General features: G+C 73.3%; 24 protein-coding genes. 14 read left to right on the top strand and 10 right to left on the bottom strand.

Annotated features, from left to right (window positions below; all coding sequences use genetic code 11):
* Positions 1 to 29 precede the first annotated feature (29 nt).
* Positions 30 to 2,453, top strand: coding sequence for an MMPL family transporter (locus ACIRPP_RS04255; protein WP_403638330.1), 2,424 nt, complete (start codon positions 30 to 32; stop codon positions 2,451 to 2,453).
* Here ACIRPP_RS04255 and ACIRPP_RS04250 read toward each other — a convergent pair.
* Positions 2,446 to 3,213 (bottom strand): TetR family transcriptional regulator, encoded by a 768-nt coding sequence (locus tag ACIRPP_RS04250; protein ID WP_403637887.1) that lies wholly within the window; start codon positions 3,211 to 3,213, stop codon positions 2,446 to 2,448. The two genes, ACIRPP_RS04255 and ACIRPP_RS04250, sit on opposite strands and share 8 nt — an antisense overlap.
* A gap of 94 nt (positions 3,214 to 3,307) precedes the next feature.
* Entirely contained in the window at positions 3,308 to 3,718 is a 411-nt protein-coding gene (locus ACIRPP_RS04245) for a VOC family protein (RefSeq protein ID WP_403637885.1), read from the bottom strand.
* A 164-nt stretch (positions 3,719 to 3,882) separates the two neighbouring features.
* On the opposite strand from ACIRPP_RS04245, the gene ACIRPP_RS04240 reads away from it, so the two are divergent.
* From ACIRPP_RS04240 to ACIRPP_RS04230, 3 genes are all read left to right on the top strand, one after another.
* Positions 3,883 to 4,317, top strand: coding sequence for a TM2 domain-containing protein (locus ACIRPP_RS04240; protein ID WP_403637883.1), 435 nt, complete (start codon positions 3,883 to 3,885; stop codon positions 4,315 to 4,317).
* Positions 4,310 to 4,726: a DUF2752 domain-containing protein gene (locus ACIRPP_RS04235; RefSeq protein WP_403637881.1), complete on the top strand. Its 417-nt coding sequence runs from the start codon at positions 4,310 to 4,312 to the stop codon at positions 4,724 to 4,726. The genes ACIRPP_RS04240 and ACIRPP_RS04235 overlap by 8 nt, the downstream gene beginning before the upstream one ends.
* Positions 4,727 to 4,951: 225 nt before the next feature.
* Positions 4,952 to 5,218 carry a TM2 domain-containing protein gene (locus ACIRPP_RS04230; protein WP_403637880.1) on the top strand — a complete coding sequence of 89 codons (267 nt, stop codon included), beginning with the start codon at positions 4,952 to 4,954 and terminating at the stop codon, positions 5,216 to 5,218.
* A 92-nt stretch (positions 5,219 to 5,310) separates the two neighbouring features.
* On the opposite strand, the gene ACIRPP_RS04225 is transcribed toward ACIRPP_RS04230, so the two are convergent.
* The 5 genes from ACIRPP_RS04225 to ACIRPP_RS04205 form a co-directional block, all read right to left on the bottom strand.
* Entirely contained in the window at positions 5,311 to 6,090 is a 780-nt protein-coding gene (locus ACIRPP_RS04225; protein ID WP_403637879.1) for a succinate dehydrogenase iron-sulfur subunit, read from the bottom strand.
* Positions 6,090 to 7,844, bottom strand: coding sequence for a succinate dehydrogenase flavoprotein subunit (gene sdhA, locus ACIRPP_RS04220; RefSeq protein WP_403637877.1), 1,755 nt, complete (start codon positions 7,842 to 7,844; stop codon positions 6,090 to 6,092). The genes ACIRPP_RS04225 and sdhA overlap by 1 nt, the downstream gene beginning before the upstream one ends.
* 19 nt (positions 7,845 to 7,863) lie before the next feature.
* Positions 7,864 to 8,346, bottom strand: coding sequence for a succinate dehydrogenase hydrophobic membrane anchor subunit (locus ACIRPP_RS04215; RefSeq protein WP_164332901.1), 483 nt, complete (start codon positions 8,344 to 8,346; stop codon positions 7,864 to 7,866).
* 5 nt (positions 8,347 to 8,351) lie between these two features.
* Positions 8,352 to 8,732 (bottom strand): succinate dehydrogenase, cytochrome b556 subunit, encoded by a 381-nt coding sequence (sdhC, locus tag ACIRPP_RS04210; RefSeq protein WP_164332902.1) that lies wholly within the window; start codon positions 8,730 to 8,732, stop codon positions 8,352 to 8,354.
* 202 nt (positions 8,733 to 8,934) lie between these two features.
* Complete coding sequence (locus tag ACIRPP_RS04205; protein ID WP_403637875.1) at positions 8,935 to 9,585, bottom strand: 2-oxo-4-hydroxy-4-carboxy-5-ureidoimidazoline decarboxylase; 651 nt, start codon at positions 9,583 to 9,585, stop codon at positions 8,935 to 8,937.
* A gap of 182 nt (positions 9,586 to 9,767) precedes the next feature.
* On the opposite strand from ACIRPP_RS04205, the gene ACIRPP_RS04200 reads away from it, so the two are divergent.
* The 8 genes from ACIRPP_RS04200 to ACIRPP_RS04165 all read left to right on the top strand — a co-directional run bounded on the left by ACIRPP_RS04200 (position 9,768) and on the right by ACIRPP_RS04165 (position 17,171).
* Positions 9,768 to 11,372, top strand: coding sequence for a glycoside hydrolase family 20 protein (locus tag ACIRPP_RS04200; RefSeq protein ID WP_403638328.1), 1,605 nt, complete (start codon positions 9,768 to 9,770; stop codon positions 11,370 to 11,372).
* A gap of 134 nt (positions 11,373 to 11,506) precedes the next feature.
* Positions 11,507 to 12,052: a hypothetical protein gene (locus tag ACIRPP_RS04195; protein ID WP_403637873.1), complete on the top strand. Its 546-nt coding sequence runs from the start codon at positions 11,507 to 11,509 to the stop codon at positions 12,050 to 12,052.
* A 107-nt stretch (positions 12,053 to 12,159) separates the two neighbouring features.
* Positions 12,160 to 12,720 carry a hypothetical protein gene (locus ACIRPP_RS04190; protein ID WP_403637872.1) on the top strand — a complete coding sequence of 187 codons (561 nt, stop codon included), beginning with the start codon at positions 12,160 to 12,162 and terminating at the stop codon, positions 12,718 to 12,720.
* A 183-nt stretch (positions 12,721 to 12,903) separates the two neighbouring features.
* Positions 12,904 to 13,299 carry a hypothetical protein gene (locus tag ACIRPP_RS04185; RefSeq protein ID WP_403637870.1) on the top strand — a complete coding sequence of 132 codons (396 nt, stop codon included), beginning with the start codon at positions 12,904 to 12,906 and terminating at the stop codon, positions 13,297 to 13,299.
* Positions 13,300 to 13,488: 189 nt separating this feature from the next.
* Positions 13,489 to 14,106, top strand: a complete 618-nt coding sequence (locus ACIRPP_RS04180) for an RNA polymerase sigma factor (RefSeq protein WP_403637868.1) — start codon at positions 13,489 to 13,491, stop codon at positions 14,104 to 14,106.
* A gap of 61 nt (positions 14,107 to 14,167) precedes the next feature.
* Positions 14,168 to 15,037, top strand: coding sequence for a hypothetical protein (locus ACIRPP_RS04175; RefSeq protein ID WP_403637866.1), 870 nt, complete (start codon positions 14,168 to 14,170; stop codon positions 15,035 to 15,037).
* Positions 15,038 to 15,405: 368 nt separating this feature from the next.
* Positions 15,406 to 16,080: an RNA polymerase sigma factor gene (locus ACIRPP_RS04170; protein ID WP_164335047.1), complete on the top strand. Its 675-nt coding sequence runs from the start codon at positions 15,406 to 15,408 to the stop codon at positions 16,078 to 16,080.
* The gene (locus ACIRPP_RS04165; protein ID WP_403637863.1) at positions 16,080 to 17,171 is read left to right on the top strand and encodes a hypothetical protein; all 1,092 of its coding nucleotides are present in this window, start codon (positions 16,080 to 16,082) and stop codon (positions 17,169 to 17,171) included. The genes ACIRPP_RS04170 and ACIRPP_RS04165 overlap by 1 nt, the downstream gene beginning before the upstream one ends.
* Positions 17,172 to 17,386: 215 nt before the next feature.
* On the opposite strand, the gene ACIRPP_RS04160 is transcribed toward ACIRPP_RS04165, so the two are convergent.
* Positions 17,387 to 18,229, bottom strand: coding sequence for a L,D-transpeptidase family protein (locus ACIRPP_RS04160; RefSeq protein WP_403638326.1), 843 nt, complete (start codon positions 18,227 to 18,229; stop codon positions 17,387 to 17,389).
* Positions 18,230 to 18,610: 381 nt separating this feature from the next.
* Between ACIRPP_RS04160 and ACIRPP_RS04155 the strand changes: the two genes are divergently transcribed.
* Together ACIRPP_RS04155 and leuE are read left to right on the top strand one after the other, a co-directional pair.
* Complete coding sequence (locus tag ACIRPP_RS04155; protein ID WP_403637861.1) at positions 18,611 to 20,191, top strand: methylmalonyl-CoA mutase; 1,581 nt, start codon at positions 18,611 to 18,613, stop codon at positions 20,189 to 20,191.
* 126 nt (positions 20,192 to 20,317) lie between these two features.
* Positions 20,318 to 20,971: a leucine efflux protein LeuE gene (gene leuE / locus ACIRPP_RS04150; RefSeq protein WP_403637859.1), complete on the top strand. Its 654-nt coding sequence runs from the start codon at positions 20,318 to 20,320 to the stop codon at positions 20,969 to 20,971.
* A 41-nt stretch (positions 20,972 to 21,012) separates the two neighbouring features.
* Here leuE and ACIRPP_RS04145 read toward each other — a convergent pair whose 3' ends face one another.
* Positions 21,013 to 22,350: a polysialyltransferase family glycosyltransferase gene (locus ACIRPP_RS04145; protein WP_403637857.1), complete on the bottom strand. Its 1,338-nt coding sequence runs from the start codon at positions 22,348 to 22,350 to the stop codon at positions 21,013 to 21,015.
* Positions 22,347 to 23,327 (bottom strand): glycosyltransferase family 2 protein, encoded by a 981-nt coding sequence (locus ACIRPP_RS04140; protein ID WP_403637855.1) that lies wholly within the window; start codon positions 23,325 to 23,327, stop codon positions 22,347 to 22,349. The genes ACIRPP_RS04145 and ACIRPP_RS04140 overlap by 4 nt, the downstream gene beginning before the upstream one ends.
* Positions 23,328 to 23,393: the final 66 nt, after the last annotated feature.

Raw genomic sequence — 23,393 nt, 5'->3', positions numbered from 1 at the left:
GCGACGAAGGAGTTTCAAACGTGGCGGCATTGGCACGCTGGTGCTATCGGCACCGGCTGGTGGTCCTCCTGCTGTGGGTGGGGGCGCTGTGCGGACTGGCGGTGTCGGCGAGCAGCGCGGGGACGAACTACGCGAACGTCTTCTCGCTGCCGGACACCGACTCCAAGCGGGCGTACGACCTGCTGGAGAAGGCGTTCCCGGAGCGGGCCGGGGACACCGACACCGTGGTGTGGAAGGTCGAAGAGGGCTCGGTGCGGGACGACGCGGTCCGGTCCCGGATCGAACCCGCGCTGCGGGAGATCAGCGGGATGGAAGGGGTCGGTGACGTGACCGGCCCGTACGAGGAGCAGGGCCGGACGCAGATCGCGCGGGACGGGCGGATCGCCTACGCGCAGGTCACGTTCACCGAGCAGGCGGACGCCCTGCCGAAGGACCTGGTGCAGGACGTCGTGGACACCGCCCGGGGCGCGGCCGGTGACGGGCTCCAGGTGGAGGTCGGCGGCCAGGCCGTCGCCCGGGTCCAGGAGCCGCCGACGGGCACCGCCGAACTCGTCGGCATCGCGGCTGCCGCCGTGGTGCTGTTCGTGGCGTTCGGGTCGGTCCTGGCGGCGCTGCTCCCGATCGTGGTCGCCGTCTTCGGGGTCGGCACCGGCATGTTCGGCACCCAGCTGATCAGCCACGTCACCGACGTGCCCGACATCGCCTCGCTGCTGGCCACCCTGATCGGTCTCGGCGTCGGCATCGACTACGCCCTGTTCATCGTCACCCGGCACCGGCGCGGCATCCTCGCCGGCGCCGATCCGGAGGACGCCGCGGTGACGGCGCTCAACACCTCCGGCCGGGCGGTGCTGTTCGCGGGCGGCACGGTGTGCATCGCGCTCGCCGGGATGCTGGTGACCAACCTGCGCTTCCTGGACGGGGTGGTCATCGGCACCTCGCTCACCGTGGTGCTGAGCGTGCTGGCGGCCATCACCCTGCTGCCGGCCCTGCTGGGCCTGCTCGGGCACCGGGTGCTCAGCCGCCGTCAGCGGCGCGTGCTCGTCGCCCGCGGCCCGGAACCGGACCGGTCCCACGGGCTCGCCGCCCGCTGGTCCGCGTTCGTGCAGCGCCGCCCCCGCGCGGTCGGCGCGCTGGCCCTCGTCACGATGGCGGTGCTCGCCGTGCCGCTGATGTCGCTGCGCCTGGGCACCGTGGACCAGGGCAACGACGACGTGACCACCACGACCCGCAAGGCCTACGACCTGCTGGCCGAGGGCTTCGGCCCGGGCTTCAACGGTCCGCTCCAGGTGGTCGTGGCGGGGGAGGCCCCCGCCTCCCTGGTGACGGCCGTCGAGCGGACCGAGGGGGTCGCCCAGGTCGCCGCCCTGCCGCCGGCGAACGGCGTCACGGTCGTCCAGGTCGTGCCCACCACCTCGCCGCAGGAGGCGGCCACGGACCGCCTCATCGACCGGCTGCGCGAGGACGTCCTGCCGCAGAGCGATGTCGAGGCGCACGTCGGCGGCGTCACCGCGGTGTCCAAGGACTTCGCGTCCGTCACCGCCGACCGGCTGCCGCTGTTCGTCTTCACGATCATCGCGCTCGGCTTCCTGCTCCTGATGCTCGCCTTCCGGTCCGTGGTGGTGCCGCTGACGGCCGCCCTGATGAACCTGCTCGCGGCGGCGGCCTCCTTCGGTGTGCTGGTCGCGGTCTTCCAGTGGGGCTGGGGCCTGGACCTCCTCGCCCTCGGCACCGAGAGCCCGATCCCGGCCTTCCTGCCGATCATCATGCTGTCCCTGCTGTTCGGCCTCTCCATGGACTACCAGGTGTTCCTGGTGAGCCGCATGCACGAGGAGTGGGTGCACACCCGCGACAACGCCCGCGCCGTGCGCGTCGGCCTCGCGGAGACCAGCCGGGTCATCAACTCCGCCGCGCTCATCATGATGTGCGTCTTCCTCGCCTTCGTGCTCAGCGGCGACTACGGGGCGGCCATGGCGGGCGTGGGGCTGGCCGCGGCGGTGGCGCTGGACGCGTTCATCCTGCGGACCGCTCTGGTGCCGGCGGCGATGCACCTGCTGGGCCGCGCCAACTGGTGGCTGCCGGCCGCACTGGACAAGCGCCTGCCCCACCTGGCGGTCGAACCGGCGCAGAGCGCGCCCGAGGAGACCGCCGGGCCGGGGGGATCGACGCCGGGCGGCTCCCCCGCCGTGGTCCACGGCTTCGTCCGCACGGCCGACGGGGAGCCCGTGGAGGGCGCGGTCCTCACCCTGCTCACCGAGGGCGGACGGCAGCTGGACCGGGTGGTGGCCCTGGCGGACGGCTCCTACATCCTCGCCGTCCCCGGCCCGGGCACCTACCTGCTGGCGGCCACCGCCACGCCGTACTCCTCCGGGGCGGCGCACGTGACGGTGTCCGGTGACGGGCCGGTCGTGCACGACGTGGAGCTGGCGGCGGGGGAGGTGGATGCCGTCAACTGAGCGGTTCCGGGCGCCCGTCCCGTGCGGGCGCCCGCCTCCGCGCCGGGTCCGGCAGCGCCCGGGTCAGGCCGGGCAGGAAGTCCGTGAACAGCGTGTGCGCGTCGCGCACCACCGGGCGCAGCACCCTCAGGCGGGCCAGTGTCACCCCTCGGGCGGCGAGCCGGGCGCCGCGCTCGGCGAGGCGGTAGCTGCGTTCGCGGCCCTCGGTGCGGTCGAAGATCCAGTACAGGCACAGGCCCATCTGGGCGAGCCACATCAACTCGGGCAGCGCGTCCCGCAGTTCTCCCGGCACCTTGGTCCGGGTACCGGCCAGCACCGCCCGGTGGACCCCGATCGCCTCCTCCCGCGCGGACCGCGACTCGGGGGAGAAGGGGCTGAGCGGGCTGTCCGGGTCGGCGGCGTTCTTGAAGAACTGCACCGCGAACTCGTGGTACGGCGCGGCGATGTCCAGCCAGGACGTGAGTACCCCGGCCAGCCGGGCCTCCAGGCCGCTCTCCCGGGCCAGGATCTCGCGGACGGCCACCCGGTGCTCGGCGGCGATCCGGTCGTAGAAGCCCTGGATCAGGTGTTCCTTGCCCTCGAAGTAGTAGTAGGCGTTGCCGACGGAGACCCCGGCCTCGGCGGCGATCGCCCGCATGGTGGTCCGGTCGAAGCCGCGTTCCCGGAACAGCCACATGGCCGTCTCCAGGATCAGGGCACGGGTCTGTTCGGACTTGCTGGGTGCGGCTCCGCCGGTGGGGCCGCCGTTCGTCGCGGGCACGGGAGGAGAGCCTAAGCCTCCCGTCCGGACCGGGCCGGATCGGGGAGCGGGCCCGGTCCGGACGACGAACCCCAGGCGGTGCCCGCGAGGGCCGTCACGGCCGCCGGGCGAGCGCGGGGCGCCGGGAGTAGTCGGTCAGGCCGACGACGTTGCCCCACGGGTCGGCGAACTCGACGGTCCAGCCGGTGGCGACGGGGAAGGGCTCGTCGAGCAGCCCGATGCCGGCGTCGCGCAGCGACCCGGCGGCCGCTCGGGCGTCCCGGACCTCCAGCCACACCCTGCCGCCCGGCCAGGGCGGCGGCCGGTGCCCCAGCCCGTCCTCGTGCCGGAGCAGCAGGCCGGGGGTCTCGCCGCCGACCGTCAGCAGCGCGATCCCGGCCTCGTCCAGCCGGAATCCGACCGGGAACCCGGCCCGCCCGTAGAAGGCGACGGCCTCCCCGAGGTCCCCGACGGGCAGCAGCACATTGTCGAACCCGAGCAGTTCGTAGGACTCATTGGCTGACATACCGTCACATTAGGCGCTCATGCACCGAGCCGGGCAGATCCGGCGGCCCGGCGGACCGGGGGGTCACCCTATGGGAGGGGCCTGCGACCCCCGCCCGGCTTCTCCTGACCGGCCGGGTGCTGACAATATGACCCCCAGCATCCCGTACTTCAGGAGTGAAACCCGTGAGCGAGCAGCCGCAGCAGCCGTCCCAGCCGCCCGGTTACGGCTACCCGAACCCCGGCGCGTCCGGCCAGTCCGGCCCCTACGGCTACCCGCAGGGCGGTCAGCAGGCCGGCTACCAGCAGCCCGGCGCGTACCCGCCGCCCGGCTACCAGCAGGCCGCCGGATACGCCGGGTACGCCGCCGACCCCAACGCGCCCTACGGGTACGACCCGTACGGCCGTCCGCTGTCCGACAAGTCGAAGATCGTCGCGGGTGTCCTGCAGCTGTTCCTCGGCAGCTTCGGCATCGGCCGTTTCTACGTCGGCTCCGTGGGCGTCGGCATCGCGCAGCTCCTCACCTGTGGCGGGCTGGGCTTCTGGGCGCTGATCGACGGCATCATGTACCTGGTCAGCAACGACCGCACGGACGCCCAGGGGCGGATCCTGCGTGGCTGACGCCGCCGGTCCCGTGCCCCGTGGGGGGCGTCCGCGGTGGCATCCCGCGGCGGCCCCCCTGGCGGTACTGGTGGCCGGCACCGCGGGCGCGGGCTACCTGTGGTTCACCGATCCGCACGAGCCCGGACACGTCCTGCCGCAGTGCCCCTTCCGGCTCGTCACCGGACTGCTCTGCCCGGCCTGCGGCGGCACCCGCATGGTCTACGACCTCATGCACGGTCAGTTCGCCGCTGCCTGGCTGGACAACCGGGCGCTGTTGCTGGCCGCGCCGTTCGCGCTGGCGCTGTGGGGCCGCTGGACCCTGGAGGGTCTGCGCGGGCGGTCCTGGGCGCCGCGGCTCTCTCCCCGCGTGCAGGCCCTGATCCTGCTGTCGGCCGTGGCCTGGACCGTGCTGCGCAACATCTTCTGAGGACGCGTTAAACCCGTCCCGGATTGATCACGGAACGGGAACGTTTGGCCGAAACCTCTCCCGCTTGTCCGCATGATCCTTCTACGCTCCTCTCGCGCAGGGGGGACGACCCGTTTTCGCATGTGGTCCGTCGCGCGGGATCCGTCACGGGGTCCGCCGGTGGTCCCTCCTGGCCACCCGGGCAATCCGCCCAGGTTTGTCCTTACTTTTTCCAGGAGCACCACCATGACCGTCCCCCCGAACCCCCAGGCGCCGTACGGCCTCGACCCGCAGGGCCGTCCCTACTCGGACAAGTCGAAGATCGTCGCCGGCATCCTCCAGCTCTTCCTGGGGACCCTGGGCATCGGCCGTTTCTACGTCGGTTCCGTCGGCGTCGGCGTCGCCCAGCTGCTCACCTGCGGTGGCCTCGGCATCTGGGCCCTGATCGACGGCATCATGTTCCTGGTCAGCAACGACCGCACGGACAAGGAAGGCCGCCCGCTGCGCGGCTGACGCCGTCCCGGCCGCCCCGGCGGCCGGACCCGGTACACGAGAGAGGGCCCCGATCCAGGATCGGGGCCCTCTCTCGGTCGTCCGCGAAGGGATCAGTAGCGGCGCGTGATCAGCGCCCGCTTCACCTCGGCGATCGCCTTGGTGACCTCGATGCCGCGCGGGCAGGCGTCCGTGCAGTTGAACGTGGTGCGGCAGCGCCACACGCCGTCCCGGTCGTTGAGGATCTCCAGGCGCTGCTCGCCGGCCTCGTCACGCGAGTCGAAGATGAACCGGTGCGCGTTGACGATGGCCGCCGGGCCGAAGTACTGCCCGTCGTTCCAGAACACCGGGCACGACGTGGTGCAGGCGGCGCACAGGATGCACTTCGTCGTGTCGTCGAAGCGCTCGCGGTCCTCGGCGGACTGCAGCCGCTCGCGCGTCGGCTCGTTGGTGTCCTTCGTGATCAGGAAGGGCATCACGTCCCGGTACGCCTGGAAGAACGGCTCCATGTCCACGATCAGGTCCTTGAGGACCGTCAGGCCCTTGATGGCCTCGACCGTGATCGGCTTCTCGGGGTTGATGTCCTTGATCAGCGTCTTGCACGCCAGGCGGTTCTTGCCGTTGATCCGCATCGCGTCGGAGCCGCAGATGCCGTGGGCGCAGGAACGCCGGAAGGTCAGCGTGCCGTCCAGATCCCACTTGATCTTGTGCAGCGCGTCCAGGACGCGCTCCTTGGGATCGATCTCGATCTGGAAGTCTTCCCAGGTCGCCTCCGCCGAGACCTCCGGGTTGAACCGGCGGATCCGGAAGGTGGCGGTGATGTAGGGGGAGTCGCCGAAGCCCGGCTCGGGCTGTCCGGCCGAACCCGCCTTGTCCAGAACAGGGGTAGCCATCAGTACTTACGCTCCATCGGCTGGTAGCGGGTCTGGACGACCGGCTTGTAGTCCAGACGGACGGTCTCGGAGCCGTCGGCGCCGACTTCGCGGTACGCCATGGTGTGGCGCATGAAGTTGACGTCGTCACGGTTCGGGAAGTCCTCGCGGTAGTGACCGCCGCGGGACTCCTTGCGGGCCAGCGCGGAGACGGCCATGACCTCGGCGAGGTCGAGCAGGTTGCCCAGCTCGACGGCCTCCAGCAGGTCGGTGTTGAACCGCTTGCCCTTGTCCTGGATGGCGACGTTCTTGTAGCGCTCGCGCAGCTCGGCGATCTTCTCGACCGCCGTCTTGATCGTCTGCTCGGTGCGGAACACCATGACGTTGGCGTCCATGGTCTCCTGCAGCTCGCGGCGCAGCGTGGCCACCCGCTCGGTGCCGGTGGAGGACCGCAGCCGCTCGATCTGCCCGAGGACGAAGGACTCCGGGTTCTCCGGCATCTCCACGAAGTCGGCCTCGTGGGCGTACTCCGCGGCGGCGATGCCGGCCCGCTTGCCGAACACGTTGATGTCCAGCAGGGAGTTGGTGCCCAGGCGGTTGGCGCCGTGCACCGACACGCACGCGACCTCGCCGGCCGCGTACAGACCGGGGACGACGGTGGTGTTGTCGGCCAGCACCTCGCCGCGGACGTTGGTGGGGATGCCGCCCATGGCGTAGTGCGCGGTCGGCTGGATCGGGATCGGGTCCGTGTACGGCTCGATGCCCAGGTAGGTCCGCGCGAACTCGGTGATGTCGGGCAGCTTGGCGTCCAGCTGCTCCGGCGGGAGGTGGGTGAGGTCGAGGTAGACGTGGTCGCCCTCGGGACCGCAGCCGCGGCCCTCGCGGATCTCCGTGTAGATGGAGCGGGAGACGACGTCGCGCGAGGCGAGGTCCTTCATGACCGGCGCGTACTTCTCCATGAAGCGCTCGCCGTCCTTGTTGCGGAGGATGCCGCCCTCACCGCGGGCGCCCTCCGTCAGCAGGATGCCCATGCGCCAGATGCCGGTCGGGTGGAACTGGAAGAACTCCATGTCCTCCAGCGGCAGCCCGCGCCGGAACACGGCCGCCTGGCCGTCGCCGGTGAGGGTGTGCGCGTTGGACGTCACCTTGAAGAACTTGCCGTTGCCGCCGGAGGCGTAGATCACGGACTTGGCCCGGAAGATGTGGATCTCCCCGGTGGCCAGCTCGTACGCCACCACACCGGCCGACTTCTTGACGCCGTCGACCTCGGTGATCAGCTGGTCCAGGACGTAGAACTCGTTGTAGAACTCCACGCCCTCCTTCACGCAGTTCTGGTACAGCGTCTGAAGGATCATGTGGCCGGTGCGGTCGGCCGCGTAGCAGGAGCGGCGGACCGGGGCCTCGCCGTGGTTGCGGGAGTGACCGCCGAACCGGCGCTGGTCGATGGTCCCGTCGGGCGTCCGGTTGAACGGCAGGCCCATCTTCTCCAGGTCCAGGACCGAGTCGATGGCCTCCTTCGCCAGGATTTCCGCGGCGTCCTGGTCGACCAGGTAGTCACCGCCCTTGACCGTGTCGAAGGTGTGCCACTCCCAGTTGTCCTCCTCCACGTTGGCCAGCGCGGCGGCCATGCCGCCCTGCGCGGCGCCCGTGTGGGAGCGGGTGGGGTAGAGCTTCGTCAGGACGGCCGTGCGGCTGCGCTTGGTCGCCTCGATGGCGGCCCGCATACCGGCGCCACCGGCGCCGACGATGACGGTGTCGTACTTGTGGATCTTCATGATTCTCGCAGCCCCGTGCCTAGCGGATGTTCGGGTCGAAGGTGAAGATCACCAGCGTGCCCAGCAGGATGGTGAACACCGTGGCGGTGTAGAGCAGGCCCTTGAGCCACAGGCGGGTGTTCGGCCGCTCCGCGTAGTCGTTGATGACCGTGCGCAGGCCGTTGGCGCCGTGCAGCATGGCCAGCCACAGCATCAGCAGGTCCCAGACCTGCCAGAACGGCGAGGCCCAGCGGCCCGCCACGAAGGCGAAGCCGATCTTGGACACGCCGCCGTCCAGCACGAGCTGGATCAGCAGGTGGCCGATGACCAGGACGACCAGGACGACGCCGGACAGCCGCATGAACAGCCAGGCGGCCAGCTCGAAGTTGCCCCGGGTGGTCTTCGGGGTCTTCTTGGTGCGCTTGCGTGGCGGCTCGATGACGGGTGCCGGGTTGTCGGCGGAGTAGAGGGACACGCCCTCGACGGGGCCGGTGCCCGAGGCGGAGGTTTCAGTGGTGGACATGCGCGTCAGCTCCCGAACAGTTCACGAGCGGCGTGGCCGAGGACGGGGTAGATCGCCCCGAGCATCAGCACGACCCACACGGCGACGACGGTCCAGAGCATCTGCTTCTGGTACCGGGCGCCCTTGATCCAGAAGTCGACGGCGATGACACGCAGGCCGTTGAGCGCGTGGAACAGGATGGCGGCGACGAGGCCGTACTCCAGCAGCGCGACGATCGGCGTCTTGTACGTGGCCACGACGGTGTCGTAGGCCTCCGGGGACACCCGCACGAGGGCGGTGTCCAGCACGTGAACGAACAGGAAGAAGAAAATGAGGACGCCGGTGACTCGGTGAGCCACCCAGGACCACATTCCTTCCCGGCCGCGGTACAGCGTTCCAGCCGGCACGGAAATTTCCTCCGGGAGCGGGGTTCGGGGCCGCGCCGGCTTTCCTTGTCGGTCGGGCCCGGCCGGGTACGGTCCACCGGCCCCCAGCATCGTAGCCATGCCCCGGCGTGCGGCCTCGACGGGGTCTGCCGATGTGATCGAACTGGCACGCTTACGGGCTAGAGCCTCCCGTGGCGACGCGTCATCCGGGGTGTTTGCCCCGCTACCAGCCGTGTCCTGCGGTGTTGTGGCCGATCGCGAGGTCCGCCGGGTCCGCCGCGCCCGTCAGGGCCTTCGTCAGGCGCTCCCCGGCCAGGCGGCGGAGTTCTTCGGCCGCCACCACGCGCTCCTCCTCCGGATCGTTCGCCAATCGTGACCGGATCCCCTCCAGGACCCGGTCCAGGCCCTCCGCTGGGGGCACCCCGTCGAGGCAGATCACGAACGCGTGGCCGAACTTCGCCTCGTAGGCGGCGTGCGCCGCGTCCAGGGCGGTGTGGGCGGCCGAGTAGGCGTCCGCCGGCAGGGGAGGGAGCGTCTCGGCGGCCAGGGCCGCGGACAGCTCCGCCGGGGTGAGGTCGTACGTCGCCTCGTCGCACGCGGCCAGCAGGGACGGCAGGTCCGGGTACGGGCGGTGGCGGGCCACGCGCACGGCCCACCGGAGGCTGTGCAGGCAGGTCAGCAGGGTGGCCTCGGCGTCCGCGTCGGGCGCGGTGTTGAAGTGCCCCAGCGTGCTGGGGGCGCCGGGCGTGCCGCGGGACTGTCCGGGGACGGCGACCCGCCCGGGGAGCTCTGGGAGACGGTGCGCGGGCAGCGTGGGTCCTCGTGGGCGTCGCGTGTGTGTCGGTGGGGGATGGTGTGAGAGTTGTGCCCTCACGGTATCGACTGGGTCCATGTCGTGTCCGATCGATTTTCGAAATTCACTCGGACGGGGCGGTTTGGAAACGGCTCGCGGACGCCCTTCACCCGGATGGGCCGTAGGTTGGCAGGGTGAGTCAGCACAGGCACAGGCAGCACCGGCGGCGCACCACCATCGACGGCGTGACGCGACGCCCGGTCCTGGTGGCGGCGGTCGCCGCGGGCGCGCTGGTGGCGGCGTCCGGGGTCGGCCTCGGGCTCTGGGCCTCCTCCGGTGACGACGGCGCACCGGCCGGTTCGTCGGCCACGGCGGCCGGGGAGAGCCGGGCCGGGTCCTCGCCCCGCGGCACCTCGCCGGAACCGAGCCCCACCCGCACCTACCCCCTGTCGAAGGCGCCGCGCACCATCCCCGCGGTCCGGCAGCACACCGCCGAGCGCGGCCCCGGCTGGCGTCCCGCGCGCGGCCACCGGGTCGTGGTGGACGATCCGGCGCTCGCCGACGAGGGGCGCCTGATCGCGGGCGAGCTCGGGCTCGCCTACGCGGGGGAGAAGGACGACGAGCGGGCCGGCGACGTGCGCCTGGAGCTCAACCAGGACAAGGGCGCGAACCCGGAGTCGTACACGATGACCGTGCGGGGCGGGCGGGTCACCGTCAGCGCGCCCGCCGAGGCGGGTGTCTTCTACGGCACCCGCACCCTCAAGCAGGAGATACGCGGCGCGGGCAGCGCCCCCGAGGGCGTGGTGCGCGACGAGCCCGCCAAGGAGCGGCGCGGGATGATGCTGGACATCGCGCGCAAGCACTACACCGCCGACTGGATCGAGGACCGGATCCGCGAGCTCGGCGACCTGAAGTTCAACGAGATCGGCCTGCACTTCTCCGACGACCAGGGCTTCCGCATCGAGTCCGACTCGCACCCCGAGGTGGTCTCGCGGGAACACCTCACCAAGGCGCAGGTCAAGCGGATCGTCGACCTCGCGGCGAGCCGGCACATCACCGTCGTCCCCGAGATCGACTCGCCCGGACACCTCGGCGCGGTCATCGCCGCCCACCCCGACCTGCAGCTGCGCAACGTCAACGGCGCCGCCGTGCGGGGCGCGATCGACATCTCGAAGCAGAAGTCCGCGGACATCGTCGACGACCTGCTGGACGAGTACGCCGGCCTGTTCCCCGGCCGCGAGTGGCACCTCGGCGGTGACGAGTACCAGGCGCTGGTGGTGTCCGACCCGCAGGCGTCGTTCCCGGGCCTGGCCGCCGCGGCGCGCGAGAAGTACGGCGCCGGTGCCACCGTCGAGGACCTCACCACCGGCTGGCTCAACGACCGGGCGGCCACCGTCCGCGCCCACGACCGCGTCCCGCGCGCCTGGAACGACGGCTTCTTCCGGGGCGGTTCGGTGAGCGCCGACAAGGACATCCAGGTCGCCTACTGGACGGGCAAGGAGATCGGCGCCCGGCAGCCGCTGGAGTACCTGCGCGAGGGCCGCACGGTCCTCAACTACAACGACGAGTTCCTCTACTACGTGCTCGGCGAACCGCTGACCTTCGTCTACCCGACCGGCGAGCGGATCTACGAGCAGTGGACCCCGCGCGTGCTGCGCGGCACCACCGCCGTGCCGGCCGAGTACGACGACCAGATCCCCGGCGGCTCCTTCGCGATCTGGGGCGACCTGCCCCGCTCGCAGACCCAGGACCAGGTCGCCGCGGGCATCCGTATGCCGCTGCGCGCGCTGGTGCAGAAGCTGTGGGACCCGGACCGGCCGGACCTCACCTGGGCGCAGTTCCGTGCGCTGGCCGACGAGCTGGACTGATCCCGGACCGGACGGATCCCCGGAGCGGACTGATCCCGGACCGGACGGATTGCGGCATACGCCTGCGAACTCCCGTACGACTGTGGTGGTGTTCTGACGAGCCGAAACCGCTACACCGGGGGGAAGCGCAGCACATGGGTTATTGGGGGTACTTCGTCGTGGGCCGCGGGGAGCGGCCGCTCGCCGCACTCGAGGCGCTGGCCGGCGCCGCCCAGGGCCTGACCCTGCGCACCTCCGCGCCGGACGGATGGCAGGTCTGGGAGTACCCGGGCGCCTCCGGCGACATCGGGAGCATGAACGACCTCGCCCGGGAGACCGGCGCGCCCGCCCTGTTCGGGTACGTGATGGACAGCGACTGCGTGGTGGTGGAGGCGGCCTCCCCGGAGCACGGCGCGTGGACGACCTGCCTGGGGCGCACCGCGATGGCCGGCCACCTCGGCGCCGGAGGCGGCGCGGACGGGGCCGGGGACGGCGGCACGGACGGGCTCACGCTGGAGGACTACTTCCTCGAACCGCGCGACGCCGCCGACCGGGCCGCCGACTGGGCCGCCGAGGCGGGCCGTACCGCCTCCGCCGAGGAGCTGATGGAGGTGCTCACCGCCGAGCCCGCCGCGCCCGACGAGGTGGCCGAAAACCTGCTCTTCCGTCTCCTGGACCGGCTAGGCGTGGTGCCTGCGTGACAATCCCGGGCCGTCGCACGCAGTAAGGGGAAGTGCGGGCTCCGTGAAGGTCGAGGTCCGTGAGGGCCTCGTCCGGGGCCGGTGGGAACCCGTTGAGGGAGGCGTGGATGAGCCTGGTGGAACTGATCGCTCGGGCCGACGAGCGCGGCGCGGCGGCGGCCGGGGTGGCTTGTTTGGATCGGTGCGTGCCGTTGCTGGGCGGCGACGACGAGGCGCTGCGGCCCCTGTGGGCGAGCCTTGCCGAGGGCGCCGCGGACGGCGACTGGGCCGGGCAGCTGGAGCAGGTGCGCGGCAAGCTGGCCGCCCTCCCGGGCGAGGACGAGGCCGCGCGGCTCGCCCACGGCATGCTCGCCGCCGCCCCGCTCCGGCGGGACACCGGCGCATTGCGCCAGTGGGCCGACGCCTGCTCCGTCGCCGCCCTGCGGATCCACCGGCTGCTGGACGGGGCGGGCCCGGACGGCGCCACCGACCCGGTCGAGACGTGCCGGCAGGGCGGCGCGGAGGGCCTGTCGCCGTTGCTCGCCGCCGAACTGCGCCGGCAGATCGCCGTCCTGGAGGTGCTGGACGCCCACGGCCCGGCCGGGCTGCGCGGCGCCCTGGAGATCGCCACGGAGGGGCGGCGGGTGCTGCGCGCCGCCGTGTCGCGCCGCAGTCGCCGGGACGGCTGACGTCAGGGGCCGGGGGTCCGGTGACCGGCCCACCATGACCGGGCCGGCCCGTCAACGGCCGGGCGGAGAGGGTTGTGTGACGGTCGTGCGGGGCGTTGGGGCGATCGTGCACCGGCTCGCGGGAGACGCCCGGAACCCTGTGACACGGGGCCGCCTCCGAGCGCTCTACCAGGTGTGACGACTGTGACGACTCAGCACGGTGGCCGGCCCGCGGCCGCGGCGAAGCCGGTCCGGTGGGCCGCGGACACCGTGGCGGCGATGCGTGAAGGGGCGCGACTGCGGCTGGACTACTCCGCGCACAGCCTGTGGAGCGTCGACCGGATGATCGGCGCGATCCGCCGGGAGGGCGCACCGATCGCCGCCCTGGAGGCCGTACTGCGCGGATTCGGCGCCTACGCGGGCGAGGTGATCGTGCGTCAGACGGGCGGCGAGTGGTGGGCCACCGGCGGTGACCACTGGGTCCGCACGCCCGACGGCCGCCTCTGGGACCCCTTCGAGGAGGCCCGGCGCTGCTACACGGCGGACGGCTCGTTGCGGCTGCTGTGCCGGGACGCCGTGCGCGGCACCGGGCGCCCCTGACCGCCGGCCCGCGGGTCCCGCCGGCCTCCGGCCGGGGCCGTGGAGACCGCCGCCGGACCCGTCACGAGCTGTGACACTTTCGCGGCGAGTGACGCTGAGGACCGTAGGGCGTGCGCGGGCACGTGCGCCGCCCTGGGCGGTTGCGCTGCGCACGCGGTACGGACGACTCGGTACGGACAAGGACGGTTCTTGGGCCACGGAGGGGAATCCCACCCCGTGCAGGCGTACGACGGGGAACTGGGCGCCGCGGTCGCGCGCGCCCAGGACGGGGACGAGGCCGCGTTCGCGGTGGCCTACCGGCTCGTGCAGCCCGGACTGCTCGGCTACGTCCGCGGACTGGTCGGGGACGACGCCGAGGACGTGACCTCGGACGCCTGGCTGGAGATCGCCCGCGACCTCGGCCGGTTCAAGGGCGACGGAGCGGGTTTCCGCGGCTGGACGGCGACGATCGCCCGGCACCGGGCCCTGGACCACCTGCGGCGGATGCGGGTGCGGCCCCGCGCGTCGGCGCTGGAGCAGGATCTGCTGGACCTGCCCGGCCCGCAGAGCACCTACGACCAGGCCATGGAGGCGCTCTCCACGGAGCAGGCGCTGGCCCTGGTCGGCGGACTGCCGCGGGACCAGGCGGAGGCCGTGCTGCTGCGCGTGGTCGTCGGCCTCGACGGGCCTGCCGCCGCGCGTGTGCTCGGCAAGCGGCCGGGGGCGGTACGGACGGCCGCGTACCGGGGACTGAAACGGCTGGCCGAACAGGTGGGCGCCGACGGTGTGACGGATGAGGCACCCCGGACGCTGGGTGAGTCGACATGAACGACGGCCGGGAGCACCCCGACCCGCGGGCGGGGCGGAACGAGCAGGGACGGGAACGGACATGGGTGAACGGCAGAGCGACGGCGGGCCGGCCGGCCGCCGGCGTGTGCGCCCCGCGGGCACGCCGCCGCAACCGGACGCACCCCACCCCGACGCGCCCGTCACCGCCGGGCCCCGGCCGGAACCGCCGCGCGTCGAGGCCCTGCTCGCGGCGGCGCTGACCGGGGACGCCACGGACACCGGGGCCCAGCAGCGGGCCGTGGCCGCCTTCCGGACCGCCCGGGACACGGGAGCCCACCGCGCCCGCACCCGCCGCCGCGACGACTGGCGGCCCCGCGAGTCCCGCACGGGCGGACCGGCACTCAAGGCCACACTCTCCGTCCTGGTCGCCGGTCTCACCCTGGGCGGCGTCGCCTGGGCAGGCATCGGCACCGCGCCGCCCTCACCCGGGCGCGCCCCGGAGCACGCCCCGGCCGCGTCCGCCCCCGACACCGCCCCGTCGGCGGATCCGGCCCCGGCGCTGCGCCAGGGCGCCGCGGACCGGCCGTCGGAGAGCAGCGGCCAGGAGACCCACAAGCCCGGCAGCACCTCTCCGGTCACCGAGGCCCACTGCCGGACGTACGAACGGCTCCGGGCGCGCGGGCACGCGCCGGACGCCCCGGCCCGGCGCCACCTCGCCGAGGCGGCGGGCAGTGTGGCGGAGGTGGCCGCGTACTGTGCCGGACTCCTGGGCGGCCCTCCGGCGTCGGCCACGCCCCCCGGACGGCAGGGCGGCGGCCCGCCGGAAGCCGCCGACGGCGCGAACGGGAGAGGGACCGCCACCGGGAGGCCGGGCGCTCCCGGCGAGGAGGCAGCCCGGGGCTGGGGCACCCCGGGCGACGACGCCCCCGGCCGGAGCGGTGCCGCGCGGCGGGACGGCGGACGGCCGTAGTCCGGTGCGGGCGCGCAGGGGTGCGGAGGCGTCAGGGGAGGGGCCAAGGCAACGGCCGGGGCCGCCACCCCCCACAGGAGAGGCCCCGGCCGTCGCGCGGCACGGGCCGCGCGGCGGCCCGTACCTCCTACAGCGCCCGGCGTGCGTTTTGTGTCACACCCGCTGTGTCACGGGTTAGTTGCATCCTGTACGAACATGGACGGCGCGTGGTTTCAGGCCGTAACGTTCCATTCGCGCCAGGCCGTGACCGGTCGCACGACCACGACCGATCCACGGCCGGAGACCGCAAAGGCAATGGGGCAGACCACGACAGCGAGCAATCCGGTCCGCGCAGGCGGGGCCGGTTCAGGCGCAGAAGGGCGCGCGCGGTGCTGGGGGACGACGCGGAGCTGACGGCCGCGGTGCGTGCGGCACAGGACGGGGACGAGACCGCGTTCCGGACTGTGTACCGCACCGTGCACCCGCGCCTGCTGGGCTACATACGGACACTCGTCGGGGACGCCGACGCCGAGGACGTGGCGTCCGAGGCGTGGCTGCAGATCGCCCGCGACCTGGAGCGGTTCAGCGGCGACGCGGACCGGTTCCGCGGCTGGGCCGCCCGGATCGCCCGCAACCGCGCGCTGGACCACATCCGGATGCGGGGCCGGCGTCCCGCCATCGGCGGCGACGAGACGGAGCTGACCGGCCGGCCCGCGCCGTCCGACACCGCGGGCGAGGCCATGGAGGCGCTGGCCACCGACGGCACGCTCTCGCTCATCGCCCGGCTGCCGCAGGACCAGGCCGAGGCCGTCGTCCTGCGGGTGGTGGTGGGCCTCGACGCCAAGAGCGCCGCGGAGACCCTGGGCAAACGCCCGGGCGCCGTGCGCACGGCGGCGCACCGTGGCCTGAAACGGCTGGCCGAGATGCTCGGCGACGATCCGGAGGCCCATCCGGAATCCGCCGGAGTGCTCGACGCGCTTCCGCCGCAAAGAGAACCGCACCGGCGTGCGGTGACGTCCGCGAGTGTGACGCATATGCGCACGCGGACGCAGAAGGACATGTGATGGCCGATGAGCAGAACGGGTGGCTGGACCGTGAGACGGCGGAGCGTCTGCTGAACGGAGAGCCCTCCGCGGCGGCCGACCCCGTCGTCCGCGAACAGGCGGAACGGCTCGCCGCGGCGCTCGGCGCGCTCGCCGCCCCGCCCCCTCCGCCCGGCCGTGAACTCCCCGGTGAGGCCGCCGCGCTGGCCGCCTTCCGCACCGCCCGCGCGGAGCGCCCGGAGCGGGCCGGCGCCACCGCGGAGGACGAGGGTGCCGCCGTGACGGCCGTCGCCGACGCCGGGCTGGTCCGCCTCGGCGCCCCGGAGGAACACCCTTCCGGAACCGCACGCGGACCCCGCCGGGCGCGGTACCTGCGCTTCGGGCTCGCCGCCGCGCTGACCGCGGGCATGGTCGGGGGCGCCGCCTATCTCGCCGGGACCGGGACGCAGACCGGGCCGTCCGGCGACCCGGTGAACGACCCGGGCGCCTCCGTCAGCGCGAGCGTCCCCCCGCCCGGTCCGCTGGTGGTCACCCCGTCGCCGCAGGGCGCCGAGGGCGCGGCCACACCCGGCGGCGCCCCGGACGGGCAGCGGCCTGACGGCGCCGGGAGCGCACCGGACGGGTCCCGGGCCGGCAAGGACGGCCGCTCCGCCTCCCCCGGACCGGACTCCACGCAGCCAGGCGGCGGACGCGGCCCCGGCTGGAAGCACGTGACCGCCGCCTGCCGCGCCCTGCGCGACGGCAAGGAGGGCGGACCGCACCGGCGCCGCCTGGACTCGATGGCGGGCGGCTCCGCCCGGGTGGGCGCCTTCTGCAAGGGCGTCCTCGCGGCCGCCGACGGCGGGGCCGCGCGCAAGGGAGCGGGCCGCGGCGGCCATGGGCACGGCGACGACCGGCCGGGCGGCCACCCGGGCGAGGGCGGCACCGGGGACCGGGGTTCCGGCGACCGGGGCAAGGGCGCCCAGCAGGGCAACGGCAACGGCAAGGGCAAGAACAGCGGCAACGGCGGCAAGAGCGGCGAGGGAGAGGGCGGCGACGACCGTCCCGGCCGCGCCGACCGGAAGCACGCCCGCGGCGCGCTGCTCGTGGCCGCCGCCGTCGCAACGCGCTGACCTGCGGTTTTTCCTCCGTTCGGGTTTTCTCGCGCCGGGGTGTGACGTTTTCGGGGGCCGCGACGCAGTAATGAGTGAGCCGACTGGTCATCGGCCGTCGCACTGAGCCGGGGTTCCCCCCGTACCCGCGGCTCGTGCACCTCGGCGCGGGCGGGACACGTTCCCCCGGTCCCGCCCGCGCCCCGAATCCTTCCTCTCCGCCCGCCGGCGGTTCCTCACCAGTGGATGACGACCTTGTCGCCGTTGCGGACCTGCGCGAAGATCCGGGCGATGGCCGCCTCGTCCCGTACGTTGACGCAGCCGTGCGAGGCGCCCGCGTAGCCCCGGGCCGCGAAGTCGGCGGAGAAGTGCACGGCCTGGCCGCCGCTGAAGAACATCGCGTACGGCATGGGCGACTCGTAGAGCGTGGACCAGTGGTCCCGGGACTTCCAGTAGACGCTGAAGACGCCCTCACGGGTGGGTGTGTACTGCGAGCCGAAGCGGACCGGCAGGGTTTCGAGAGTCCGGCCGTCGGCCATCCAGCGCAGGGTGCGGCTCTCCTCGCTGATGCACAGCACCCGCCCGGTCCGGCAGCGCGGGTCCGGCGCGTCCGCCGGCTGGCCGCCCATCTGGTAGAGGTCCCACCGGCCCGGCTCACGCGTCATCCGCTTCAGCCGCTGCCAGGTCACGGTGTCGGTCCGCCCCGTGCGCGGCAGCCCGCGCTTGCCCTGGAAGCCCCGCACCGCCTTCTCCGTGGGCCCGTCGTAGGTGCCCGTCGGCCCGTCGAACAGCCAGGCGATCTGGCGCAGCCGCGCCTGGAGCTCCCGCACGTCGCGGCCGGTGTCGCCGCGCGACCACAGCACCCGCGCCGGAACGGTGGCGTCACGGGAGCCGCCCGGCGCCGTGCCCCCGCCTTCGCCCCCGTCGCCTCCGCCGTCCCCGCCGCCGGACGGGCGGGACGCGGACGGGGTGCCGTCGGGCAGTTCGACGCGCACCGGTGGCCCGCCCTTGCCGTCCCCCTCCACGGGACGCACCGTGCAGCCCGCCACCGCCCCGGCCAGCGCGGCCAGCGCGGTCAGCGCGGCCACGACGGCGACCGCCCGCCCGGCGCCGGGCCCGCCGGCATGTTTCCGTACCGCCCTGTCCGTCGTGCTCCGCACGCGAGGCCCCCCTCGTCCCACCGCAACCGCCCACCGTCCCCCGGATCCTCCCCGGAGGTGACCCCGCGCGAACACGGAGGCATGGTGGTGGGGGGCGGGACGCGCCGGCGGAGGCGGCGCGGGCCCGGTGAACGGGGTCCCGTCCGCGCTGTGAGGAAGGTCCCAGGGTGCGGCACTCCACCCGGCCGCACACCCCCCGCTACGCTCCGTCCCAGGCTCGGATCCCCGGGGCGGGCGGAGCAACTGACGAGAACGGGCGGGCAGGCCCAGGCGGTCCTGCTCAGCAGGAGGCAGAACAGCATGGCACGCGAGTCGGAGTCCGGACTGCCCATCGAGCCGGTCTACGGGCCCGAGGCCCTGGAGGGCTGGGACCCCGCCGAGCAGCTCGGCGAGCCGGGCAGCTACCCCTTCACGCGCGGTGTGTACCCGACGATGTACACCGGCCGCCCCTGGACGATGCGCCAGTACGCCGGTTTCGGCACGGCGACGGAGTCCAACGCCCGCTACCAGCAGCTCATCGCCAACGGCACCATGGGCCTGTCGGTCGCCTTCGACCTGCCCACCCAGATGGGCCACGACTCCGACGCCCCCATCGCCTCCGGCGAGGTCGGCAAGGTGGGCGTCGCCATCGACTCCATCGACGACATGCGGGTGCTGTTCGACGGGATCCCGCTGGACAAGGTCTCCACGTCGATGACGATCAACGCCCCGGCCGCCCTCCTGCTGCTGCTCTACCAACTGGTCGCCGAGGAGCAGGGCGTGAGCGCCGACCAGCTCACCGGCACGATCCAGAACGACGTGCTGAAGGAGTACATCGCGCGCGGGACGTACATCTTCCCGCCGAAGCCGTCGCTGCGGCTGATCGCCGACATCTTCAAGTACTGCCGCGCCGAGATCCCCAAGTGGAACACCATCTCGATCTCCGGCTACCACATGGCCGAGGCGGGGGCCTCCCCGGCGCAGGAGATCGCCTTCACCCTCGCCGACGGCATCGAGTACGTGCGCACGGCCGTCGCGGCCGGCATGGACGTCGACGACTTCGCGCCCCGCCTGTCGTTCTTCTTCGTCGCCCGCACAACGATCCTGGAGGAGGTCGCCAAGTTCCGCGCGGCCCGCCGGATCTGGGCCCGGGTGATGAAGGAGGAGTTCGGCGCGAAGAACCCCAAGTCGCTGATGCTGCGCTTCCACACGCAGACCGCGGGCGTGCAGCTCACCGCGCAGCAGCCCGAGGTGAACCTGGTCCGCGTCGCCGTCCAGGGCTTGGCGGCCGTCCTCGGCGGCACCCAGTCGCTGCACACCAACTCCTTCGACGAGGCCATCGCCCTGCCGACGGACAAGAGCGCCCGCCTCGCCCTGCGCACCCAGCAGGTCCTCGCCTACGAGACCGACGTGACGGCCACCGTCGACCCCTTCGCGGGCTCCTACGTCATCGAGCGGATGACCGACGACGTGGAGGCCGCGGCCCTGGAACTGATGCAGAAGGTCGAGGACCTCGGCGGCGCCGTCAACGCCATCGAGCACGGCTTCCAGAAGAACGAGATCGAGCGCTCCGCCTACCGCATCGCCCAGGAGACCGATTCCGGCGAGCGGGTCGTCGTCGGCGTCAACCGCTTCCAGCTCGACGAGGAGGAGCCCTACGAACCGCTGCGCGTCGACCCCGCCATCGAGGCCCAGCAGGCCGAGCGCCTCGCCACGCTGCGCGCGGAGCGCGACCAGGGGGTCGTGGACGCGGCCCTGGCCGCCCTGAAGAAGGCCGCCGAGGGCGAGGACAACGTCCTGTACCCGATGAAGGACGCCCTGCGCGCCCGCGCCACCGTGGGCGAGGTGTGCAACGCCCTGCGCGAGGTGTGGGGGACGTACGTGCCCAGCGACGCGTTCTGACCCGCCGGGGCGTCCCCGGGGCGTCCCCGGGGCGTCCCACCGGGCGTCCCACAGGGACTCCCACAGGGTGTCTCGACGCTCGGAACACCCGTGCGACATGTCCCGCCCTTGTGCGAAACTCCGCGCATGTTCGGCGTCATCGACCTGCCCACCTACCTGGCGGGCCTCGTCCTCATCGTGCTGCTCCCCGGGCCCAACTCGCTCTACGTGCTGTCCGTGGCCGCCCGGCGCGGGGTCCGCACCGGGTACACGGCGGCCGCCGGCGTCTGGTGCGGGGACGCCGTCCTGATGACCCTGGCCGCCGCCGGGGCCGCCTCCCTGCTCCAGACCAACGCGTTCCTGTTCGGGATCGTGAAGTTCCTGGGCGCCGGGTACCTGACCTGGCTCGCCGTGGGCATGCTCCGGGCGGCGTGGTCGATGTGGCGCACCCGTGCCGACCGGGCCGCGGACGACGCTCCGGACGGGGCCGCCGCCCCCGGCGAACGGCCCTTCCGCCAGGCCCTGGTGATCAGCCTGTTCAATCCGAAGGCGATCCTGTTCGTCGTCGCCTTCTTCGTGCAGTTCGTCGACCCGGGCTACGCCTACCCCGCCCTGTCCTTCCTCGTCCTCGGCGCCTGCCTGCAAGTGGCCAGCGGCCTCTACCTCAGCGCCCTGATCTTCGGCGGCACCCGGCTCGCCGCCGCCTTCCGCCGCCGCCGGGCCCTGTCGGCCGGGGCGACCTCCGCCGCGGGCGCGCTGTTCCTCGGGTTCGCGGCGAAGCTGTCGCTGGCGAGCGCGTAGGCCCCGCCCGCGGCACCCCGGAGGGCCCGGGCGGGGCGGGTTCAGCCGCGTGCCACCGTCCGCCGCAGGCGGCGCGCCGTCCGGGCGGCCCGCCGTACCGCGGCGCTCCGCGGCAGGAAACCCATCCGGGCCGGGACCCCGCCCGGCAGGCCCAGGGACGTCAGCCGCCTCCTCTTGAAGTACGGCCGCGTCCGCACGTCCAGCCGGGCCGCCAGGAACCGCTCGGCCTCCGCCCGCAGCCCGGGCAGGATCCGTGGCTGCATGGCGAACCCCACGGCACGGACCAGGTCCTGGAGCGCGTCGGTGTCCAGGGCGCCGCGCCGCCCGGCCACCGCCGCCGCGTCGTCCGGCCCGGGCAGCAGCGCGTCGACCACGGTGACCGGGATCCGGTTGCTGTTCTCGTACGGCGTCAGCCGGTCCAGCAGGGTGTCCGTGCCGACCCGGGCCACCGGCAGGCCGTAGAACGCGGACGCGGTGAGCAGGGCGGTGGAGAAGCAGCCGATGACCAGCGCGGGACGCAGGCGGGCGAACAGGGCCTCGGCGAGCACCGGGGTGTCCAGCACCGTCAGTTCGACACCCAGCCGTCCGGCCTCCTCCTCCAGGGTGCGGGTGTAGCGGGCCGGCGCCGTGGGGTGCGGCTTGAACACCGCGCGGGTGTGGCCGAGTCCGGCCGCGCCCCGCAGCATCCGCACGTGCAGCCGCTCCTCCTCCTCGGCGGTGAGGATGCCCAGCGCCGACAGGTACTGGCCCAGCAGCACCGCCGCCCCGGCCGCCTGCGGCAGCACCGGCGCGGTGTCGGCCAGTTCGTCCAGCACCCCGGTGAACGCCCGGGTCGGCACGACCTCCGCCGGCACGTCGAATTCGGTCAGCAGCAGCGGCCGCAGCCCCGGCACCAGGTCGAGGTGGAGCAGCCGTTCCACCCGGGTGCCGACCAGCGGGTCCAGCTTGTTGCGGGTGGGCCCGTAGCTCATCAGGCCGTCCGCGTAGACGGTCAGCGGGGCGTCGGTGAAGATCCGGGCCACCCCGAGCGCCGGGTCCACCTGGAGGGACTCCACGACGAGCGCCACGTCGTCGTCGCCGATGCCCCACGCCAGCCGGAGGTGCCGCTCCCACAGGGGCTCGTCGTCCGGGCGCGGGGACCAGGCACCGGGGTGGAAGGGGAAGACGGTCGCGTTCCACGACACCACGTCGTCGAAGCGCGACCGCAGCCGCTCGAAGCCGGGCATCTCGTCCACGGACGGGGTCGTCTCGGGCGTCGTCGCGTTGTTGGACACGAGCAGGATCCGCCGGTCCGCGGGCCCGAAGCAGCCCGCGTCGAGGGCGGCGGCGAGCGTGCCCGTGCCGTACAGGGTCGACGCCATGAAGATCTGCGTGGTCACGCGGCTCCCTCCAGGGCGGCGAGCGGACGGCGGCGCAGCCTGCGCAGCCGGGCGGCGCGTGCGGCGTCCATCGCGTCGAGCGCCCCGTCGAGCACGTCCTGCGGCAGGCGGTGCAGCGCCGCGGCGCTCATCGTCTTCAGCCGCCGGGCGACCGGGGGCTCGAACCGGTCCAGGTTGCCCAGGTGGTGGGAGATGATCGCGCAGTAGGTGCGTACCGCCTTCGGCAACAGCGCCGCCGCCTCCGGGTCCCGGGCGGTCTCCTCGACCACCTGGTCGAACGCGCGGATAAAGTCCAGCTGCCGGGCGTCACCGATCTGCGTCAGCGACGACGGCAGCCCGCGCCGGTAGAAGACCCCGAGCAGACCGGACACGGCGAAGGACTCCGCCTCCCGGTGCAGCCGCCAGATCCACGGCCGGTCCTCCGCCGTGCGCAGCCCGTCGGTGAAGTGCAGCAGCCCGCGCTCCACCAGCCGGCGGTGGTAGACGCCCGCCCAGGCGTAGGCGTAGTCCACGGACGTCGTCCGGTGGGCGGGCAGGATCGCGTCCCGCGGGCGCACGGGCACGTTGCGGCGGCCGTGCGGGACGCGGTGCACGGTGCGGGCCCGGGCCGTGCACTGCACATGGTCGGTGCGCACGAAGTCGCAGCCCAGCTCCTCGATCACGGCGACCAGCCGGGCGTAGTGACCCGGGGCGAGCCAGTCGTCGCCGTCCAGGAAGGTCAGGTACTCCCCACGGGCCCGGTCGATGCCCGTGTTGCGGGCGGTCGCCAGGCCCCCGTTCCGTTCGTGCCGGATGAGGACCGCCCCCGGCAGTTCGCGTTCCGCACGCGCGAGGAGTTCCGCGGTGCCGTCGGTCGAACAGTCGTCGACGAGAATGAATTCGAAGTCCGCGCGGGCATTCGCCCGCAGACTTCGCAGGGCATCGGGCGCGTGGGGCCGCACGTTGTAGAACGGCACGATGACGGAGAGCTTGAACACGTCGGCGACGTTAAGGGGCGCCCCGGCATTCCCTCTGACCCGCTGCTTGCATTCCGGTGAACGGCA

Origin of the sequence: Streptomyces sp. NPDC101219, assembly GCF_044767675.1 — a bacterium.
In the GTDB taxonomy this organism is placed as follows: Bacteria; Actinomycetota; Actinomycetes; order Streptomycetales; family Streptomycetaceae; genus Streptomyces.
Note: the sequence above shows the minus strand (reverse complement) of the source record. Positions and strands in the feature narration are given on the sequence as shown.